Source organism: Duganella rhizosphaerae (genome assembly GCF_040364205.1).
Classification (GTDB): domain Bacteria; phylum Pseudomonadota; class Gammaproteobacteria; order Burkholderiales; family Burkholderiaceae_D; genus Rugamonas; species Rugamonas rhizosphaerae.
Window position 1 is genome coordinate 118,584 of record NZ_BPWK01000014.1, and the last position, 18,126, is coordinate 136,709.

20 protein-coding genes are annotated in these 18,126 nt (G+C 67.2%); 2 read left to right on the plus strand and 18 right to left on the minus strand.

What is annotated here, in order from left to right:
• Positions 1-15: 15 nt before the first annotated feature.
• From RUGAMON1_RS25100 to RUGAMON1_RS25120, 5 genes are all read right to left on the minus strand, one after another.
• On the minus strand, positions 16-1,140 hold the full coding sequence (locus RUGAMON1_RS25100) for a porin (RefSeq protein ID WP_445233081.1): 1,125 nt from the start codon (positions 1,138-1,140) through the stop codon (positions 16-18).
• A 76-nt stretch (positions 1,141-1,216) separates the two neighbouring features.
• Positions 1,217-1,672: a type II 3-dehydroquinate dehydratase gene (gene aroQ / locus RUGAMON1_RS25105; protein WP_445233082.1), complete on the minus strand. Its 456-nt coding sequence runs from the start codon at positions 1,670-1,672 to the stop codon at positions 1,217-1,219.
• Between the two features lie 15 nt (positions 1,673-1,687).
• The gene (locus RUGAMON1_RS25110; protein WP_445233083.1) at positions 1,688-2,575 is read right to left on the minus strand and encodes a sugar phosphate isomerase/epimerase family protein; all 888 of its coding nucleotides are present in this window, start codon (positions 2,573-2,575) and stop codon (positions 1,688-1,690) included.
• Positions 2,572-3,417, minus strand: a complete 846-nt coding sequence (locus tag RUGAMON1_RS25115; protein ID WP_445233084.1) for a shikimate dehydrogenase family protein — start codon at positions 3,415-3,417, stop codon at positions 2,572-2,574. Before RUGAMON1_RS25115 ends, RUGAMON1_RS25110 begins: the two co-directional genes overlap by 4 nt.
• Entirely contained in the window at positions 3,410-4,294 is an 885-nt protein-coding gene (locus tag RUGAMON1_RS25120; RefSeq protein WP_445233085.1) for a 4-hydroxyphenylpyruvate dioxygenase, read from the minus strand. Before RUGAMON1_RS25120 ends, RUGAMON1_RS25115 begins: the two co-directional genes overlap by 8 nt.
• A gap of 128 nt (positions 4,295-4,422) precedes the next feature.
• On the opposite strand from RUGAMON1_RS25120, the gene RUGAMON1_RS25125 reads away from it, so the two are divergent.
• On the plus strand, positions 4,423-5,205 hold the full coding sequence (locus RUGAMON1_RS25125; protein ID WP_445233086.1) for an IclR family transcriptional regulator domain-containing protein: 783 nt from the start codon (positions 4,423-4,425) through the stop codon (positions 5,203-5,205).
• Here RUGAMON1_RS25125 and RUGAMON1_RS25130 read toward each other — a convergent pair whose 3' ends face one another.
• Positions 5,206-5,661 carry a cache domain-containing protein gene (locus RUGAMON1_RS25130; protein WP_445233087.1) on the minus strand — a complete coding sequence of 152 codons (456 nt, stop codon included), beginning with the start codon at positions 5,659-5,661 and terminating at the stop codon, positions 5,206-5,208.
• A gap of 228 nt (positions 5,662-5,889) precedes the next feature.
• Here RUGAMON1_RS25130 and RUGAMON1_RS25135 point away from each other — a divergent pair, with 228 nt between their 5' ends.
• Positions 5,890-6,894 (plus strand): sugar kinase, encoded by a 1,005-nt coding sequence (locus RUGAMON1_RS25135; RefSeq protein WP_445233088.1) that lies wholly within the window; start codon positions 5,890-5,892, stop codon positions 6,892-6,894.
• Between the two features lie 61 nt (positions 6,895-6,955).
• On the opposite strand, the gene RUGAMON1_RS25140 is transcribed toward RUGAMON1_RS25135, so the two are convergent.
• The 12 genes from RUGAMON1_RS25140 to RUGAMON1_RS25195 all read right to left on the minus strand — a co-directional run bounded on the left by RUGAMON1_RS25140 (position 6,956) and on the right by RUGAMON1_RS25195 (position 18,030).
• Positions 6,956-7,909 carry an ABC transporter substrate-binding protein gene (locus RUGAMON1_RS25140; RefSeq protein ID WP_445233089.1) on the minus strand — a complete coding sequence of 318 codons (954 nt, stop codon included), beginning with the start codon at positions 7,907-7,909 and terminating at the stop codon, positions 6,956-6,958.
• A 44-nt stretch (positions 7,910-7,953) separates the two neighbouring features.
• A complete protein-coding gene (locus tag RUGAMON1_RS25145; RefSeq protein WP_445233090.1) occupies positions 7,954-8,937 on the minus strand; it encodes an ABC transporter permease in 984 nt (327 codons plus the stop codon).
• Complete coding sequence (locus RUGAMON1_RS25150) at positions 8,934-10,457, minus strand: sugar ABC transporter ATP-binding protein (protein WP_445233091.1); 1,524 nt, start codon at positions 10,455-10,457, stop codon at positions 8,934-8,936. The genes RUGAMON1_RS25145 and RUGAMON1_RS25150 overlap by 4 nt, the downstream gene beginning before the upstream one ends.
• 63 nt (positions 10,458-10,520) lie before the next feature.
• Positions 10,521-11,387 carry a fumarylacetoacetate hydrolase family protein gene (locus RUGAMON1_RS25155; protein ID WP_445233092.1) on the minus strand — a complete coding sequence of 289 codons (867 nt, stop codon included), beginning with the start codon at positions 11,385-11,387 and terminating at the stop codon, positions 10,521-10,523.
• Between the two features lie 15 nt (positions 11,388-11,402).
• Positions 11,403-12,149 (minus strand): SDR family oxidoreductase, encoded by a 747-nt coding sequence (locus tag RUGAMON1_RS25160; RefSeq protein WP_445233093.1) that lies wholly within the window; start codon positions 12,147-12,149, stop codon positions 11,403-11,405.
• 2 nt (positions 12,150-12,151) lie between these two features.
• Positions 12,152-12,481, minus strand: coding sequence for an L-rhamnose mutarotase (locus RUGAMON1_RS25165; RefSeq protein WP_445233094.1), 330 nt, complete (start codon positions 12,479-12,481; stop codon positions 12,152-12,154).
• 9 nt (positions 12,482-12,490) lie between these two features.
• Positions 12,491-13,321 (minus strand): amidohydrolase family protein, encoded by an 831-nt coding sequence (locus tag RUGAMON1_RS25170; RefSeq protein WP_445233095.1) that lies wholly within the window; start codon positions 13,319-13,321, stop codon positions 12,491-12,493.
• Positions 13,318-14,331, minus strand: coding sequence for an aldo/keto reductase (locus tag RUGAMON1_RS25175; protein WP_445233096.1), 1,014 nt, complete (start codon positions 14,329-14,331; stop codon positions 13,318-13,320). The genes RUGAMON1_RS25170 and RUGAMON1_RS25175 overlap by 4 nt, the downstream gene beginning before the upstream one ends.
• Before the next feature lie 2 nt (positions 14,332-14,333).
• On the minus strand, positions 14,334-15,557 hold the full coding sequence (locus RUGAMON1_RS25180) for a UxaA family hydrolase (protein WP_445233097.1): 1,224 nt from the start codon (positions 15,555-15,557) through the stop codon (positions 14,334-14,336).
• Positions 15,554-15,886 (minus strand): UxaA family hydrolase, encoded by a 333-nt coding sequence (locus RUGAMON1_RS25185; RefSeq protein WP_445233098.1) that lies wholly within the window; start codon positions 15,884-15,886, stop codon positions 15,554-15,556. The genes RUGAMON1_RS25180 and RUGAMON1_RS25185 overlap by 4 nt, the downstream gene beginning before the upstream one ends.
• A 2-nt stretch (positions 15,887-15,888) precedes the next feature.
• Positions 15,889-17,019 carry a mannitol dehydrogenase family protein gene (locus tag RUGAMON1_RS25190; protein ID WP_445233099.1) on the minus strand — a complete coding sequence of 377 codons (1,131 nt, stop codon included), beginning with the start codon at positions 17,017-17,019 and terminating at the stop codon, positions 15,889-15,891.
• Complete coding sequence (locus tag RUGAMON1_RS25195; protein ID WP_445233155.1) at positions 17,020-18,030, minus strand: zinc-binding alcohol dehydrogenase family protein; 1,011 nt, start codon at positions 18,028-18,030, stop codon at positions 17,020-17,022.
• Positions 18,031-18,126: the final 96 nt, after the last annotated feature.

An 18,126-nucleotide genomic window follows, 5' to 3' on the forward strand; every position in this document is an offset into this window, starting at 1 on the left:
GCTATTGTAGTTGGGTTAAAACTTGTGCAGGATGCCGGCCTGCAGGCCGGTCAAATGTTTGCCGTTGATGTCGGCGCCTGCCAGGTTGGCCGAGGGTCCGGCCGAGCCGCTGAAGCGGAAGCCGGCGTTGGCCTGGTTCTGCATCACGCTGGCGAAGCCGTACAACGTGGTGCGCTTGGAGAGCTCGTAGTAGGCGCCCGCGTTGGCGCCGCGCGCGCCGCCATCGCCGCCGGAGGTGTCCCTGACGACGCCATACAGCGCCCCCACCCGCAGCTGGCTGCTGATGCGATAGTCGGCCGACACCTGGTAGAAGTTGTAGTAGCGGGCCGCGTTGCGGTCGGTGCCGGCGAAAAAGTTGTTCGGGTTGCTGACGTTGTTGAGTATCACCCCGGCGTTCAAGCCGTTGGCGCTGGCGGTGGAGTTGTTGCTGCGCGCCGCCGCCAGGTAGATGGTGCCGCCGCCGTATTGATAGTCGGCGTAGACGTTGTGGTACACCACCTTGTCCCCCACGGTGGCGGTGACGGCGTTGGGGCTGGCCTGCAAGCCCGCGTAGCCGACGCGATAAGGGCCGTTGCGGTAGTCGAGCGCCAGCTGGTAAATCGGGCTGTTGCCGCGTGTGGCGCCGCCGTTTTCCGGCAGCGCGTAATGCAGCACCAGCTGCGCCCCGGCCCATCGCGGCGAGCGATAGGACAAGTCGTTGTCGTAGCGCGAAGGGATGCCGAAGGTGTTGAACAGCGAGCCAAACGTGGTGCGCTCGGTATAGTCGATGGCGCCGCCGATCAGGAAGATCTCCGTGTTCTGGCGGCCGATGCGGTATTCACCGCTCGGCGCTTCGATGCCGACCCAGGCCTGGCGGTCGAACAGGCGGGTGGTATCGGCGCCGGTGCCGGTATCGGCGTTGACGCCCTGCTCCAGCGTGAACTTCACCTGGTAGCCGCCGCCGATGTCCTCCGTGCCGCGCAAGCCCAGCCGGCTGCGCAGCACGGCGCCGTCGTTCAGGCCCGTGATATGGGCGCCGCTGCTGCTGCGGATATAGCCCACGTATTCGTCGAAATTGCCGTAGATGGCGAGGTTGGACTGCGCCTGGGCGGCGGCCTGCCATGCCGCCATGCAGGCCAGCGCGATTGCTTGCTTCTTCATTTTGTCTCCGTTTTATTCACATCGTATGGTTGCTGCGGGTTCCCCCGGTACTGCTGCGAAGCGAGGGGCTTCTGTTTTAAACCTGCGCCAGTGCGGCGATCGCCAGCGCGTAGCCCTGCACGCCGAAGCCGGCCATCACACCGTGCGCCACCGGCGACAACCACGAGTGATGGCGGAACGGCTCGCGCGCATGGACGTTGGAGATGTGCAGTTCGATCACCCGCACCTCCGCGCCCTTGATGGCGTCGTGCAGCGCCGCCGAGGTGTGGGTGTAGGCGCCGGCGTTGAACACCACGCCGGCCAGCGCGCCCTGTGCCTGCGCCGCGCCGGCGGCGTGGATGGCGTCGATCAGCACACCCTCATGGTTGGACTGGCGAAAATCGAGCGTGTAGCCGTGCCGCTCGCAGGCGGCGGCGCACAGGCGCTCGACGTCGGCCAGCGTGGCGGCGCCGTACACCGCAGGCTCGCGCTGGCCGAGCAAATTCAGATTGGGACCGTTCAATACCATCACGGTCTGGCTTGCGTGCTGCATGGTGTGGTCTCCGTTTCAGGCCATCGTCGGGCGGGATGCGGTCGGATGCCGTACTTCGAGGCTGCGCCGCAGCACCTGGTCCGTGACCCATTTGGCTGCGCGATGGGCGCGCTGGCCGACGATCTCCGGCGCCAGTTGCAGGTAGTCGTCGTTGAACACTTCGAAGCTGTAGTCGCCGCGATAGCCGCCACGGTCCAGCCGGCGCAGCAGGTCGGTCAGTTCGTCCGAGTGCGCGCCTTCGCCGGGGAACACGCGCAGATGGCGCGCCGTCTCCAGCCGTTCCTCGGCGCTGCGGATGTCGCGCCACATGAAGTCGGACAGCTGCACCATCGCGATCTTGTGGCTGGGGATGTCCTCCAACCCGTCCAGGCCGGCCCTGTTGGCCAGCATGTGGAAGGAATCGATCACCACGCCCAGGTTGGCATGGTCCGCCAGCTCCACCGCCTCCCACGATTGCTCGTACTGGTTGATGTGGCGCCCCCAAGACAGCGCCTCGTAGCCCACCCGCACGCCCAGCGGCACCGCCAGCGTGGCCAGCTTGGCAAGGTGGCGCGCGATCAGCCGCATGTCGCCGCTGGCGTGGCCGGAAGTGCTGGAGCAGACCATCAGCAGCGGCGCGCCGACCGCCTGGCATACCCGCAGCATCTGGCTGGCGATATCGAGCTTGTACTCGTGCAGCGCGCCGTCCAGTCCCTCGTAGTCGCGCATCACCTGGATGCCGGTCACGCGCACGCCGCTGGCGCGCACCAGCCGCACCGCTTCATCGAGACCGCCCGGATGGCCGGCCAGGTCGCGCGCCCACAGCATGATCTGGCTGAAGCCGGCCGCGCGCGAGGCGCGCAGCTTCGCTTCCAGCGGGCCGGCCAGGGTGATGCTGTCCATGCCGAAGTTGGAGAGATTCACAGGGCCTCCAAGGCGCGGAAGGCGTCCGACGACACGCCCGGCCAGCCGAACAGCTCCAGGTACAGGGGCGCCTGCTCGATCAGCATCTCCTTGCCCTTCTGGATGCGGCAGCCCAGTTCCTGCGCCTGGCGCAGCAGGCGGCTCATCTCGATCTTCATGCCGCAATCGGCGACGATGCAGTGCGGCGACACGCCGCGCAGGTCGATCGGCAGCGCATCGTCGGGATGCATGCCGAGCGGGGTCGAATTGACCACCAGCTCGAAGCCGGCGGCAAGCGGCGGCGCGATCTCGATCAGCGTGCCGGGGAACGCCAGCCGCAGGCGCTGCAGCAGGGCATGCGCCAGCTCGATGCGGGTATCGTAGATGGCCACCGCGCCGATGCCGCGCTCGGCCAGCGCATAGGCCACCGCGCAACCGACGCCGCCGCTGCCCACCACCAGCGCGCGCGACGCCGGCCAATCCAGCGGCGCGGCGCCGCAGGTGCGGTCGAAAGCGCGGATGAAGCCCTCGCCGTCGATCAGGTCACCCAGTATGCGGCCCTGCCCGTCCTTGTAGATGGCGTTGCAGGCGCCGGCCAACTGCGCGCGCGGGGTGGGCGCGTCCACAGCGTCCACGCTCATCGGCTTGTGCGGAATCGAGACGAAGATGCCGCCCACGTTGGGGAAGGACATCAGCAGCCGCACGGCGGCGGTGTAGGATTCGGGCGGCACCTTCAGCGGCACCACGCGCGCGTCGATGCCGTGGCGTTGGAAGTAGGCGTTGAACAGCGCCGGCGCCTTCACCTGTTCGACCGGCCAGCCGATCACGGGGAAAATGCGGGTCGTGCCGGAAATCTCAATCATGGTTCTTCTCCAGGTGGCTGACGACCAGCTCGAAGCTGACGCCACCTTTGTACAGTTGTGTCAATGCGCCGCGTTCGTTGGACTGCGCCGGTGCGCGGTCGATGAACACGATGCCCCTTTGTTGCAGCGCGCGCACCGCAGCCAGCACGTCCGGCGCGCCGAAGCCGACCCGTATCAGCTGCTCGCCCCACTGCAGGCCGGCCGCGCCTTCGGGCGGCTCGACCAGTTGCAGGTAGAAGCTGTGGCACGGGCTTTCCAGCAGCGTCCCTTTCGGCACCACGCCGAAGTAGCGGCCTTCGGGCAGCACCCGGAAGTCCATCAGCTGCTGGTAGAAATCGATCCACTCCGGCGCCCGGCCGGCGCCGATGGCCTGCACCACGCCGAAGAAGTGCATGCCCGCCAGCGCCGGCGGATTAGCCGGGGCGTTGGGGATCGGCTTGAAGTCGACGTCGTAGATCGAGAAATCGCGGAAACGGTCGACGAAATACAGGATCGAATCGCCGGCGCCGTGCACGCCGGGGATGTTCAGCTCCATCACGCCGGCGCGGGTCTGGATCGCCCAGGCGCCCATGTCGATCGCGTGGCGGTAGGCGGCGTCGGCGTCGCGCACCCGCAGCGCGATGGCGCTGATCACCGTCGATTGCGGATCGGTGCCCGATTGCGGCAAGGCGCGCGGGTCGGCGTTGACGATCACGTTCATGCCGCCCTGGCGGTACAACGTCACCTCGCGCGAGCGGTGGCGGGCGGTGGCCACGAAGCCGAACTGCTCGAGCAGCGCGCCGAAGGCCAGCGGCTGCGCGCTCGCATACTCGACGAACTCGATGCCGTGTATGCCCAGCGGATTGTGCGGTTCCGGGTTGTGTTCCTGTGCCGTCATGGTGTTCCTCGCTTGGTTGAATGAGGCCAGTGTAGAAAAGCGGGACGGCAAAAAACAGCCCGTAAAACGGTCAATATTGCGCTCAGCGCGCAAAGTGCGCGATAATCGCGCAAAACAAGGGGTGAGCGATGAAGAAGAGCGCGTTGCAGGATGTGGTGGTCGACAAGCGCGACCAGATCGAGGGCCTGATCAAGGGGCTGGAGGTGATACGCGCCTTCGACCACGAGTCGGTGCGGCTGACGCCAACGGAGCTGGGGGAAAAAGTGGGCCTGAGCCGCACGGCCGCGCGGCGCTATCTGCTGACGCTGGTGCATGTCGGCATGGCGGCCACCGACGGCCGCACCTTCTGGCTGCGCCCAAGCGTGCTCAGCATCGGCCATGCTTACGTGGATTCGGCGCGCTTGCCGCGCGCGGTGGTGCCCTATCTGCAAAGGCTGACCAACCAGCTGCAGGAATCGACCAATTATTCGGTGCTCGACGGCGACGACGTGGTCTATGTCAGCCGCGTCAACGCGCCGCGCATCCTGCTGGCGGGCTTCGATCCCGGCATGCGGCTGCCGGCCTACACCTCGACCGCCGGCCGGGTGCTGTTGTCCTCACTCGGCGACGACGCCTTGCGCGCCTACCTAGACCGCATCACCCTGATCGCCTACACCCACCTGACGGTGACCGACAAAGACCTGCTGTTCGGCGAGATCGTCGCCATCCGGGAAGACGGTTTCGGCTCGACCGAAAACCAGTATGAAATGGGGCTGCGCGGCATCTCGGTGCCGGTCAAGAATCGCGTCGGCGACCTGGTGGGCGCGCTGTCGACCTCGATGCCGGCCAGCCACGGCAGCCGCAAGGAGGCGATCGCCCGCTGCGTACCGGCCATGCAGGCGGTGGCCAACACGCTGATGCTGTGGGTCTGACTACTTGCCTTTGTAGATGCCGGCTTCCAGGATGATGTCGCCCTGCTTGACGAAGTAGGTCGATTTCTTCTCGATCTCGCCGGTGGCCGGATTGTTGTAGCGGTAATCCACCCAGCCCTTGCCTTTGGCCTTGGCCGTGTCGATGATCTCCTTGCGGAACAACTTGCCGTCCGCATCGGGCAGCACCACCATGTTCTTGCCGACCAGCTTGGGATTGGTCGGGTGGGCCAGCTGGGTGCCGTCCATCGCCCGCACCGTCAGGTAGGTGTTCTCGTTGATGAACTCCGGATTCTTGTTGTTGACTTCCTTGATCAGGGCGTCCTTGCCATTCTTCTGCAAATAGCTGGCGCCCTTGTCCACCATCGCCACGGCGGCGGCGGACGCGTCGGCGGCCAGCGCCGGCAAGGAGGTCAGCGCGCCGGCGGCCAACAACACGGATAGGATAGTATTTTTCATTATGTCTCCGAAAGTAGTAGATCGCCGCTGCACTGGCGGCAAGGTACTATAGCAGTTCTACGCCTTAGGCCGCTCACTCCCCGGCTACGTGATTTCCCTTATTGGCGATGGCCCGGCGCAGCCGCTCCAGCATTCCGGCTCTGCAATATTGCCTGCCGGCGGATTTCATTGTGCCGCTTGTTGGTTTTAGCAATTGCACAGCGCCACGCCGCTTCGCACAATAGCACCATGAAAAATCCCATTATCTGCTTTGGCGAACTGCTGCTGCGCATGTCTGCCCCGTCCGGCGAAATGCTGTTGCAAACGCCGCTCCTGAATACCTGCGCCGGCGGCGCCGAAGCCAACGTGGCCGTATCGCTGGCGCGCTTCGGCCACGCGGTGGCGATGGTCAGCTCCCTGCCCGACAACGCGCTCGGCGCCGCGGTGCGCGACTGCGTCCGCAGCCACGGCGTCGATACCCGCCCGATCCGGTTCGCCCCCGGCCGCATGGGACTGTACTTCCTGACGCCGGGCGCCGTGCTGCGCCCGGCGGAAATCGTCTACGACCGGGCCGGCTCAGTATTCGCCGCCACCGATCCGGGCGACTATGACTGGCCGGCACTGCTGGACGGCGCCTGCTGGCTGCATGTATCGGGCGTCTCGGCCGCCGTCAGCGACGCCGGCGCGCAGGCCACGCTCGAGGCGATGCGCGCGGCCCGCAACCTGGGCGTGGCGGTGTCCTTCGACGGCAATTACCGGCAATCGCTGTGGGCGCAACGGGGGATGGACGGCGGCGAGGTGCTGCGGGAGCTGATGCGGCACGCCGACCTGGCGTTCGCCGACCAGCGCGATATCGGCCTGGTGCTGAGACGCCCAGAGCTCGGATACGGCGACCGCGTCGGCGCCATGCAGGCCGCGTTCGACGCCTTTCCCAACCTGCAAAAGATCGCCGCCACCTCGCGCACCCAGCTCAGCAACGACCACCACAAGCTGGCCGCCGTGCTGCACACCCGCGCCGGCGCCCTTGCCACGCGCGCGTACGCGCTGCACAATATTGTCGACCGCATCGGCACTGGCGACGCCTTTGCCGCCGGCGTATTGCATGGACTGCTGCGCGGCTGGAACGATGGCGCCGCGCTCGAATTCGGCCTGGCCGCGGCGGTGGTCAAGCACTCCATCGCCGGCGACTTCAACCTGGTCAGCGCAGCGCAGGTGGAAGCGGTGCGCAGCGGCACGCTGGACGTGCGCCGCTAAGCGCGCCGACCGCGACGATGCGGTCGCAGGTGGCCGGCGCACTGGCTTCGTGTATTGAATTTTAATACAACACGTTCTTCGCTTCCTGCGTATCGACGTTTTGCCTGGTGACCATGACCACGCCGGTATTGACCAGCGGCGCCACTTTCTTGCCTTGGATAACGTTGACGGCGGCCGCGATGCCTTGCGAACCCATCGAATACGAATCCTGCACGGCGGTGGCGTGCAAGGTTCCGGCCTGGACGAAATTGCGCAAGTCCTGGTTGCCGTCGAAGCCCACGCCCACCACCTTGCCCGCCCTGCCCGATTGCGCCAGCGCGCGGCCCATGCCGACGGCGGTCGGCTCGTTGGCGCCGAAAATACCCTTCAGGTCGGGATGCGCGGCCAGCACGTCGATGGTCTGGTTCAGCGCGGTCGCCATCAGCGATTGCGAGTAATACGTGCCGACGATCTGCAGCTGTGAATGCTGTTCGATGTAGCGCTTGAAGCCGCCGACGCGGCCCGCTTCCGAGCCGCTGCCGGCCACATACGACATCACGGCGATCTTGCCGGTGGTGCCGATGCGCTCGATCAGCGTGCGCGCGCTCTGCTCGCCCGCCGCGCGGTTATCGGTGGCGATATACGACTGGTAGTACTGCTTGCCGGAACCGGCGATGGCCGAGTCGATGATGACCACCGGGATGTGCGCCTCCCACGCTTTCCTGATGGCGGGCACCAGCGCGTCGGGATCGGACGGCGCCAGCACGATGGCGGCCACCTTGCGGTGTACGGCGTTCTCCACCATGCCGACCTGGTCGGCGATGGCCGATTCCGAGGCCGGCCCCTGGAACGTCAAGCGATACGCCGGGGCCCCGGCCAGCGCCGATTGCGCGCCCTTCTGCACGTTTTGCCAGAAGTTGGAATTGCTGGTCTTGACGATCAGCGCGATTTCCTTGCCGGCGTCGGCCGCCGCCGCCGTGGCCGCCGTCAGTGCCCATGCCATCAGCGTCATAGCGGCCCGTTTGAATGTTTGCATTGCTGGTCTCCTTGATGAGATTGCCGCCCGCCACTCGGGGCGGGTCAGTTACGGTTGCGCTTCTGATCGATCCACACCGTCAGCAAGATCACCAGGCCGATGATGATTTGCTGGATAAAGCTGGAAATGCCGTTCATGTTCAGGCCGTTGCGCAGCACGCCGATGATGAAGGCGCCTATCATGGTGCCGCCGATGCCGCCGATGCCGCCGGTCAGCGAGGCGCCGCCGATGACGGCGCTGGCGATCGCGTCGAGTTCGTACATGACGCCCTCGTTGGGCTGGCCCGTCACCAGGCGCGACATCAGCACGCAGCCCGCCAGGCCGGACATCAGGCCCGACACCAGGTAGGCGGACAGCACGACCTGATCGACGCCGACCCCGGACAGGCGCGCCGCCTCGGGGTTGGAGCCCACCGCATACACATGGCGGCCATACACGGTGCGGCCCAGCACGATGGCCACGCCCACCGCCACCGCGATCATCAGCACCACCGGATAGGGAATGCCGGGGAACACCACGTCCGGGAACGGCCCGCCGGTGTCGCGCACGATGCGGAACAGCGAGCCATTGCCCAGCTCGCCAAAACTGTCGCCCAGCCCGGACACCGCGCGCGCGCCGGTGATCTGCAGCGCCACGCCGCGCGCGATCAGCATCATGCCCAAGGTGGCGATGAACGGCGGCAGTTTCAGCCAGGTGACCGCGAGACCATTGACCAGCCCGCACGCGCCGCCGGCCAGCACCGCCACCAGCATCGCCAGCCCGACCGGCATGCCCTGCCGCGTCAGCAACGCCGCCACCACGCCCGACAGCGCCAGCACCGAGCCGGAACTGAGGTCGATGCCGCCGGTGATGATGACCACCGTGGCGGCGATGCCCAGCAAGGCGATGGTGCTCACCTGCAGCGCCACGCTCATGCCGTTGTCGAGCGTGAAGAAGGCGTCGCTGCTGACGGCAAACACCATGGCCAGCATCAGCAGGCTGCCCAGCGCGGCGAATTTTTGCACCAAGTCTTTTCGTTTGTCGTTCATGGTTCAATCCCGTTGTTGGTCGACGTGTTGGTCGACGCAAGATGCATGATGTCTTCCTGCGTGCTTTCCCGCGTCGTCAACACGCCGCTGATTTTCCCTTCGCGGAACACGGCCACCCGGTCCGTCATGCCCAGGATCTCCGGCAATTCCGAGCTGATCAGCACGACGCCGACGCCCTCGGCCGCCAGCCTGTCCATCAAGGCATAGATCGCCCACTTGGCGCCGACGTCGATGCCCCGGGTCGGCTCGTCGAAGAAAATCACCTTGGCGCCACGGAACAGCCACTTGCCGATGGCGACCTTCTGCTGGTTGCCGCCGGACAGATAGCGGGCCGGCTGGCCCGGCGACGGCGTCTTGATCTCCAGCGCCGCGATGTATTGCCGGGCCACGGCGTCCTCGGCGCCGGCATCGATGAAGCCGAAGCGGTTGGACACGCCCGCCAGGTTCGCCATCGTCAGGTTGGCGGCCACCGACATGCGGATCGCCAGCCCCTGCTGCTTGCGGTCCTCCGACAGGTAGGCCAGGCCGCGCGCGATCGCTTCGGCCGGGGTGCGCGCCGTGACCACGCTGGCGCCGAGCCGGACCTCGCCGCTGTCGCAGCGGTCGGCGCCGCAAATGGCGCGCGCCACTTCCGTGCGGCCCGCCCCCATCAAGCCGGCAAAGCCCAGGATTTCACCCCGGCGCAAGCTCAGGTCGACCGGGCCGAACACGCCCCGGCGCTCCAGGCCGGCGACCGTCAGCAAGGCCGTGTGCTCCGGCGCCGAGGTGCGCACCGGGAATTTGTCCTTCAGCGCGCGGCCCACCATGGCCGCCACGATGGCGTCGATCGAGGTGTCGGCGAACAGCGCTGTCGACACGGTCTTGCCGTCGCGCAGGATGGTGACGCGGTCGACGATGTGGCGGAATTCCTCCAGCCGGTGCGAGATGTAGACGATCGCCGCGCCCTGCCGCGCCAGTTCGTTGACGATCTCGAACAGCCGCCCGGTTTCGCTTTCCGTCAGCGCCGAGGTCGGTTCGTCCATGATCAGCACTTCCGCATCGAGCGACAGGGCCTTGGCGATTTCCACCATCTGGCGCTGCGCCAGCGACAGCGTCTTCACCAGCGCGCGCGGATCGATGGCCAGCCGCAAACGCTCCAGCAGCAGGCCGGCCTCGCGCCGCAGGCGGGCACGGTCGACGAACGGCCCCTTCCTCGGTTCGCGCGCCAGGAAGATGTTTTCCGCCACCGACAAATGGGGAATCAGATTCAATTCCTGGTGGATGATGGCGATGCCGGCCGCCGCCGCCTGCACCGGCGACTGGAAATTGCATGGCTGCCCGCGGTACACGATCTGGCCCGCGTCCGCCGGCTGCACGCCGCTGAGGATTTTCATCAGCGTGGATTTGCCGGCGCCGTTCTCGCCGCACAGCGCGTGCACCTCGCCGGCGCGCAAGTCGAGGTCGACGCCGTCCAGCGCCACCACGCCGGGAAAGCGCTTGCTCACGCCGCGCACCGACAGGATGGTGTCGCCCGCCCGCATGCCGGCGTTCCGCCCCCTTCCCGTGGCTGTGTTGTCCCGCATCGGCGCCCCGTCAGCCAAGGCTCAGTCGTCCAGCAACGCGGCTTGCCACGCGTGCACGGTCTGGCGCTGTTCGCCCAGGCCGGCGATACCGAGACGGATGGTGTCGCCCGGCGCCAGATAGACCGGCTCCGGCTTCTGGCCCAGGCCCACGCCCGGCGGCGTGCCGGTGCTGATGATGTCGCCCGGATGCAGGGTCATGAAGCGGCTGATATAGCTGACCAGGTGGGCCACGCCGAACACCATGGTGTTGGTGTTGCCGTCCTGGTAGCGGCGGCCATTGACCTCCAGCCACATGCCGAGGCTTTGCGGGTCCGGCACTTCGTCCCTCGTCACCAGCCACGGGCCGATCGGGCCGAAGGTGTCGCAGCCCTTGCCCTTGTCCCACTGTCCGCCCCGCTCCAGTTGGTACTCGCGCTCGGACAGGTCGTTGACCACGCAATAGCCGGCCACATAGTCGAGCGCCTGGTCTTCGTCGACATAGCGGGCGGTCTCGCCGATGACCACGCCCAGCTCGACTTCCCAGTCACTCTTGACGGAGGCGCGCGGCAGCACCACGGCGTCGTTGGCGCCGATGATGCAGCTGGTGGCCTTCATGAACAGCACCGGTTCGGCCGGCACCGCCATGCCCGATTCGGCCGCATGGTCGGAATAATTCAGGCCCACGCAGATGAACTTGCCGACATTGGCCCACGGCGGCGCGATGCGGCCGGGTTCGGTCACCAGCGGCAGCCGGCGCGGATCCAGCGCGGCCAGGCGCGCCAGCGAAGCCTGGCGCAAGTCGGCGGCATGCAAGTCCGGCAAGACGGCCGACAGGTCGCGCACCATGCCCTCGCTGTCGAGCATGCCTGGTTTTTCCATGCCCTTCGGGCCAAAACGTAATAATTTCATGTGCTTTCCTGTGTGTCAGTTGCACCAGCCGCCGTCGATGACGTGCGTGGCGCCGGTGGTGAAAGTGGATTCGTCGGAGGCCAGGTAGACGGCCAGCGCCGCCACTTCCTCCACCGTGCCCAGCCGGCCCATCGGCTGGCGTTGTTTGAAGGCCTGGGCCACTTGCTCGATATCCTGGCCGCTGCCGCGCGCTTGCGTTTCCATGCGGTCGGCCAGCGACGGCGAGGCGATCGTGCCGGGGCAGATCGCGTTGCAGCGCACCCCAGTGGTGACGAAGTCCGCCGCCACCGATTTGGTCAGGCCGATCACCGCCGCCTTAGTGGTGCCGTAGATGAAGCGGTTCGGCACGGCGCGCAGGCTCGACGCGATGGAAGCGATGTTGACGATGGAGCCGCCGCCCTGCTCCACCATGCCGGGCAGGAAGGCGCGGATGGTGCGGTACATGGACTGCACGTTCAGGTCGAACGAGAAGGCCCAGTCCGCTTCCGAGCAATCCAGGATGCTGCCCGCGTGGACAAAGCCGGCGCAATTGAGCAGCACGTCGATGCCGCCCAGTTCCTGTTTCAGCGCGGCGACGGCGCCGGTATCGCGCACGTCGAGCCGGCGCGTCTCGCAGCCTTCCAGCGTCGACAGCAGCTCGGGCTTGATGTCGGTGGCGATCACCCGCGCGCCCTCGCGCGCAAACGCCAGCGCGGCGGCGCGGCCGATGCCCTGGCCGGCGGCCGTGACCAGCGCGGTTTTTCCCTGCAGTCGGTTCGTCATGTTCAATCCATATGAAAGACGGGCTCCATCAGGGCCCAGTGTTCACCTTCGGCGCGACTGGCCAGCGGCAGCTGGCACGGTTCGCAAAACGTCCACCAGCGCCGGGTTTCCGGGTCGGCCGCGATGGTGCGCATGTCCGCCTCGAAATCCGTGCCGTGGTACTCCCAGTAGCCGAACAGCAGATTCTCCGGCTCCCTTAAAAAAATCGTGTAATTGGCCACCCTGGCCAGCTTCAGCCGCGCCAGCACCTGCGGCCACACGGCCGCGTGCAGCGCCTTGTACTCGTCGATGCGCCCGGGCGCGATGCCGATCACCATTCCCATCCGTTGCATGCCCACTCCTCAATCGATGCGGTAAAAACGCTGCGCATTCAGGCCGAAAATGCCGCACCTGTCCGCATCACCCAGGCCGGCCAGCAAGGCCTCGCTGGCGGCCACCCAGTGTTCGTATTGGCCGGCCAACGCCAGCACCGGCCAGTCGCTGCCCCAGATCACGCGCCGCGCGCCGAAGACGCCGACGATATGGTCGACGTAAGGGCGCAGGCCGGCGACGTTCCAGACCGGCCCGGCCTCGGTCAGCAGCCCGGACAGTTTGCAATGCACGTTCGGCAATTGCGCCAGCCGCGCCAGATCCGCGCGCCAGGGCTCCAGCCTGCCCAGCGCCACCAGCGGCTTGGCGCCGTGGTCGATCACGATCGGCAGCTGCGGATGACGCTCGGCAAACGTGTACAGCGCCGGCAAATGGCGCGGCAGCACCAGCGCGTCGAAACTCAGGCGATGTGCCAGCATGGCTGCCACGGCCGGCGCCAGCGCGGGGTCGGCTATCCAGTGCTCGTCGGCCAGGTCCTGCAGCATCGGACGCAAGCCCTTGAGCAGGGGATCGGCCGCCAGCGCCGCGATGCGCCGCGGCGCCTCGCTGTGTTTCAGGTCCACCCAGCCCACCACGCCGCCGATGAAGGCGTGGCGGCCGGCCAGCTCCAGCATCGAGCGCGTGTCCGCCTCGTTCGGCATCGATTGCACCAGCACGGTCTTGGCCACGCCGTGGCGGTGCAGCAGCGGCGCCAGGTCCGCTGGCTGGAAGTCGCGATAGATGACGCTCAGCGCCGGCGGCGGCCAGGCGCCTTGACGGTCGGCCAGGCGCCAGAAATGTTGATGGGCGTCGATGCGCATCATGCGCCACCGTCGACCGGCGCGCGCTCGTCCAGCAAGCCGCGCCGCTTCAACTCCTGCCACAGTTGCGGCGGGATGGACTGCTCGAACCACGCGGCGTTCTGGCGCAATTGCGCCACCCCGTGCGCGCCGGGGATGCACGATACGACCGCCGGGTGCGCCATCGGGAATTGCAGCGCGGCGGCCGGCAGCGGCACGCCGAATTCGCCGCACACGGCCTCGATGGCGGCGACCCTGGCCAGCACCCCGGCCGGCGCGTCGGCATAATTGAACTTGCCATTGCCCGTCAGCACCCCGGAATTGAAGGGACCGCCGATGACGATGGCGTTGCCGTCCCGCGCGCAGGCATCGAGCAGCGGCGACAGCGAGGCTTGCTCCAGCAGGGTGTAGCGTCCGGCCAGCAGCGTGCAATCGAGTCCGCACTCCTGCATCGCCGCGTACACCACCTCCGCTTCATTGACGCCCAGCCCGATGGCGCGCACCCGCCCCTGTTCGCGCAGCGATTGCAGCGCGCGGAAGCCGCCGCCGTGGGTCAATTGCCGCCAGTAGTGCTCATGCAGGTCGGCGTGCGTCGCCAGGCCGATGTCGTGCACGAACAGCATGTCGATGCGCGCCACGCCCAGGCGCTCCAGGCTGTCCTCGTGCGACCGCAGGATGCCGTCGTAGCTGTAGTCGTAGGATGGCCGGAACGGCAGCGGATCGGCCCAGCCGCACTCGCCCGGGCGCACCGTCGGATCGAGCCGCAGCAGGCGTCCCACCTTGGTGCTGATCACATATTCCTGGCGCGCGCGCCCGGCCAGCGCCGCGCCCAGGCGCCGCTCGGAGCGGGAAAAACCGTAGTACGGCGCCGTGTCGAAATAGCGCACCCCCAGATCCCATGCGGCATCGATGGCGGCGCGCGCCTCCTGCTCGGACACGGCCTGGTACAGCCCGCCGATCGGCGCGCAGCCCATCCCCAGCCGCGTCAGCTGCAATCCGCCGCGCGGCAGCGCCGATGTGTCGCTCGCCCGCAAGCTCAGGCCACCTTCAGCGGAAAGCAGCCGGGGCCGCTGGCCTCGAACTGCTTGTAGGTCAGGATGAACTCCTGGTGGCCCAGCTCTTCGGAACGGCTGGGCGCGCCGTTGGCGACGCGCGCCACCAGCTCGACGATTTCCGCGCCGACCTCGTCCAGCGTGGCCGCCCCCGTCAACACCCGGCCGGCGTTGACGTCCATGTCCTCCGCCAGGCGTTCGTAGGTTTCGGGATTCGCGCACACCTTGATGACCGGCGAAATGGCCGACCCCACGACCGAACCGCGGCCGGTGGTGAACAGCGTGAGATGCGCGCCGCAGGCGATCAGCTCGACGATCTCCGCGTTGTCGGAAATATTCGGGAAGCCGAAGCGCGGCTCGCCGTCCGGCACCACGTCCAGCAGGTACAGGCCGCCGCCCGGCGGTTGGTCGCCCGGCTTGAGGATGCCGCTGATCGGCGAGGCGCCGCTCTTGGCGTAGGCCCCCAGCGATTTTTCCTCCATCGTGGTCAGGCCGCCGTCGGCATTGCCGGGCGCAAAGCTGCCGTGGCCCATGATGGTGTAGTAGCGCGCCGCCTTTTCCACCGTTTGCACGATGGCGTCGCCCAGTTCAGGCGTCACGGCGCGGCGCTTCATGTGGTATTCGCAGCCGACCAGCTCGCCGGTTTCTTCGAAGATGCAGGCGCTGCCGGCGGCGATCAGCTGGTCGAACGCGACGCCCACGGCGGGATTGGCGGTGATGCCGCTGGTGCTGTCGGAACCGCCGCAGATGGTGGCCACCACCAGCTCGTCCAGTCCCATCGGCACGCGCGGCTGGCGCACCAGGTCGTCCAGCGCCCAGCGCACCCATTCGATGCCGCCGTTGACGCTGGTGCGCGTGCCGCCGGACTGCTGGATCGTCACCGTGTGGACCGGGCGGCCGCTGTCGGCCACCGCCGCGCCCAGGCCGTTCTTGTCGAAGCTTTCGCAGCCCAGCGACACCAGCAGCGCCGCCCCGACGTTCGGGTGCGTCAGCACGCGGCGCATGACCTTGTCCGCATACTCGTTCGGGAAGCAGCCGGGGAAGCCGATCAGGTGCACCGGCTGTCCCGGAAACTGGTTGACGATCAGGCGCGCGACATGGTGCGCGCATTCGACCAGGTAGGCGACGACGACGACGTTGCGGATGCCCTTGCGGCCATCGGCGCGCAGGTAGCCCTTCAGTGGCGGCAGGTTCGAAATGGTGCTCATTTGCTGGGGTTCCCGATGAAATGATGGCCGTCCTGGTCCAGCGTGTAAGTGGGGATGTAGTCGCTGTCCAGGTTGTGTGTGTGCACGTGCGCGCCGATCGCGACGGGCGCGCTCACGGTGCCGATCAGGGCGCCGTAGCGCAGCACCTTGTCGCCGGGTTGCAGCGCGCGCCGCGCCACCTTGTGCCCCAGCCGGACATGCTCCGGCATGGCCACGTCGCGGCCGTCAATGAGCACCACGGTGCCGGCCGGCAAGTCCAGGCGGGCGATCAGGCAATTGTCTTCCGGCGACATCAGCAGCAGGCTCGACGCCTGTATTGGGCTGGGCATGGTTATCCTTCGTGAATGAGGGCGAGATCGAGCGCGGCGCGCAGGCGCGGCTGGGCGATGCCCAGGCCCAGCTGCTCCGCCTGCGCCACGGCGGGCAACAGGCGCCGCTGCTTCTTCTCTTCATGGTTTTGCGCGATGTCGGCCAGGCGGTGCGCCAGATAGGGATTGCTGAAGCGCTCGCGCACCTGGTTCAGGTAGGCGCGGCCGGCCGCTTCCTCACCCCAGGCGCCGAACAGCGGCATCACTTCGTCCTGCCACACCGCTTCCAGCGCGCCCCGCATGTCAGGGTCATGCATGGCCTGCAATACCGTCATGCCCACCGGACATCCCTTGCGCAGCCACAGCTCGGCCAGCCAGGTATGCGCCAGGTTCAACAGCAACAGCTTGCGCCGTTCGTACTCCGGCAGCCGGTCGGTGACGACCATCTGCGGATGGGTGCAAGGCAACACCATCTTCGGCTGCGCTTCGATGGCCCACAGCGCGTAGGGTTCGGCCACCGCGCCGGCCGGCTCCAGCGCGGCCGACACGATGCGGTCGACCAGCGAATTGACCCACACGCATTCGGCCCGCAGCCACGCAGGGAAGGCCGGCGGCAGCGACCACGCGGCGGCCAGCGCCAGCACGCAGTCGCGCAGCACGCTGCCATTGTTGGCCACCAGTTCGCACGGCAGGATGGTGATCGGTGCGCCGCCGCGCAGGTAGCGCGCGTGCAGCAAGGCCAGCAGCTTGGCGGGGAAGCTGCGCGGCGCCGTGGCGGACGCCAGGCAGCCAGCATGGTCGTGCGGCGACAGCTCGTAGCCGCGATCGCCGGTATTGGAGATGATGACCCGCACCGTGGTGGCGGCCTGTTCGCGGATGTCGAGCCAGTCGTGGTCTGCCACCAGCCCGGCGCGGATAGCGCCGACTTGCTGGATGCGGTCGACCACCTTGCCGTCCTGCACACCCCGGATATGGACCGGATAGCCGCCCGCCGCATTGAAGGCGGCGATGCGGCGCGCGCTCTGCTTGCTGGCGGTGGTCTGCACCACGGTGACCGGTCCCAGCGCGTTGCCCGCCACCAGCGCTTCGCTGACGAACAGGTCGGCATGGGCCTGCAGGAAGCGGCTGGTGCCGAATTGCAGTATCGGATGCATCTACACCTCGACGATGGCTTTGATCACGCCGCTGGCCGGATCCATCCATTGCGGCAGCACCTGGATGAACTCGTCGAACGTGGCGCGGTGGGTATTGATGGCGCCGGTGGGGATCAGGCCGGAGCGCATGGCCGCCAGCACTTCGCGGAAATCGTCCGCCGTCGCGTTGCGGCTGCCCAGCAAGGTGGTTTCGCGCTTGTGGAATTCCGGATCGGAGAACGAAATCCGCTCCGGCACGATCGACACCAGCACGTAGGTGCCGCCGTGGGCCACGAATTCCAGGCCGCGCTCCATGGCGCCGATATTGCCGGTGGCATCGAACACCACATCGAAGAAATCGCCTTCCGTCAACTCGGACAGCGCCTGCTTGTCGCCGTCGCCGACCAGCACCGTGTGCGGCACCCTCAATGTATCGATGCAAAATGCCAGCCGTTCGGCGCGGGCGTCGAGCATGGTCACGCGGCCGCCTTTGAGGCCGGCAAACAGCGCCGTGGCGACGCCGACAGGTCCGGCGCCCACCACCAACACGTTCTGGCCCGGCTGCACTGCGGCGCGGCGCACCGCGTGGGCGCCGATGGCAAGAAATTCCAGCATCGCCGCATCGTCCAGCGAAATGCCGTCGGCCGGGAACACGAACTGGGCCGGGATGGCGAGGTACTCGGCCATGCCGCCGTCGCGGTGCACGCCCAGCACCTGTATCCTGGTACAGCAATTGGTCTTGCCCTTGCGGCAGGCGACGCACTGGCCGCAGGACAGGTAGGGCATCACATACACCGGCGCGCCCGGCGCCAGGCCGCTGCCCGCTGGCGCGGACACCACCTCGCCGGACAGTTCATGCCCCATCACACGCGGATATTGCAGGAACGGCTGAGTGCCTTTCACGATGTGCATATCGGTGCCGCAGATGCCGATGCGGCGGACGCGCAGCAGCACGTCGTGTTCCCCGGCGGTCGGGATCGGCCCCTGCCCCATGAGCAACTGGCCCGGCGCTGCGCACACTATGCTTTTCATCATGCTGGATGCATTCATTTTTTGCTCACGCCTCGATGTGCTTTATTCAGTTGGACACCACACGATGAAACAGACGGACAACGCCCCTGCTGCTAC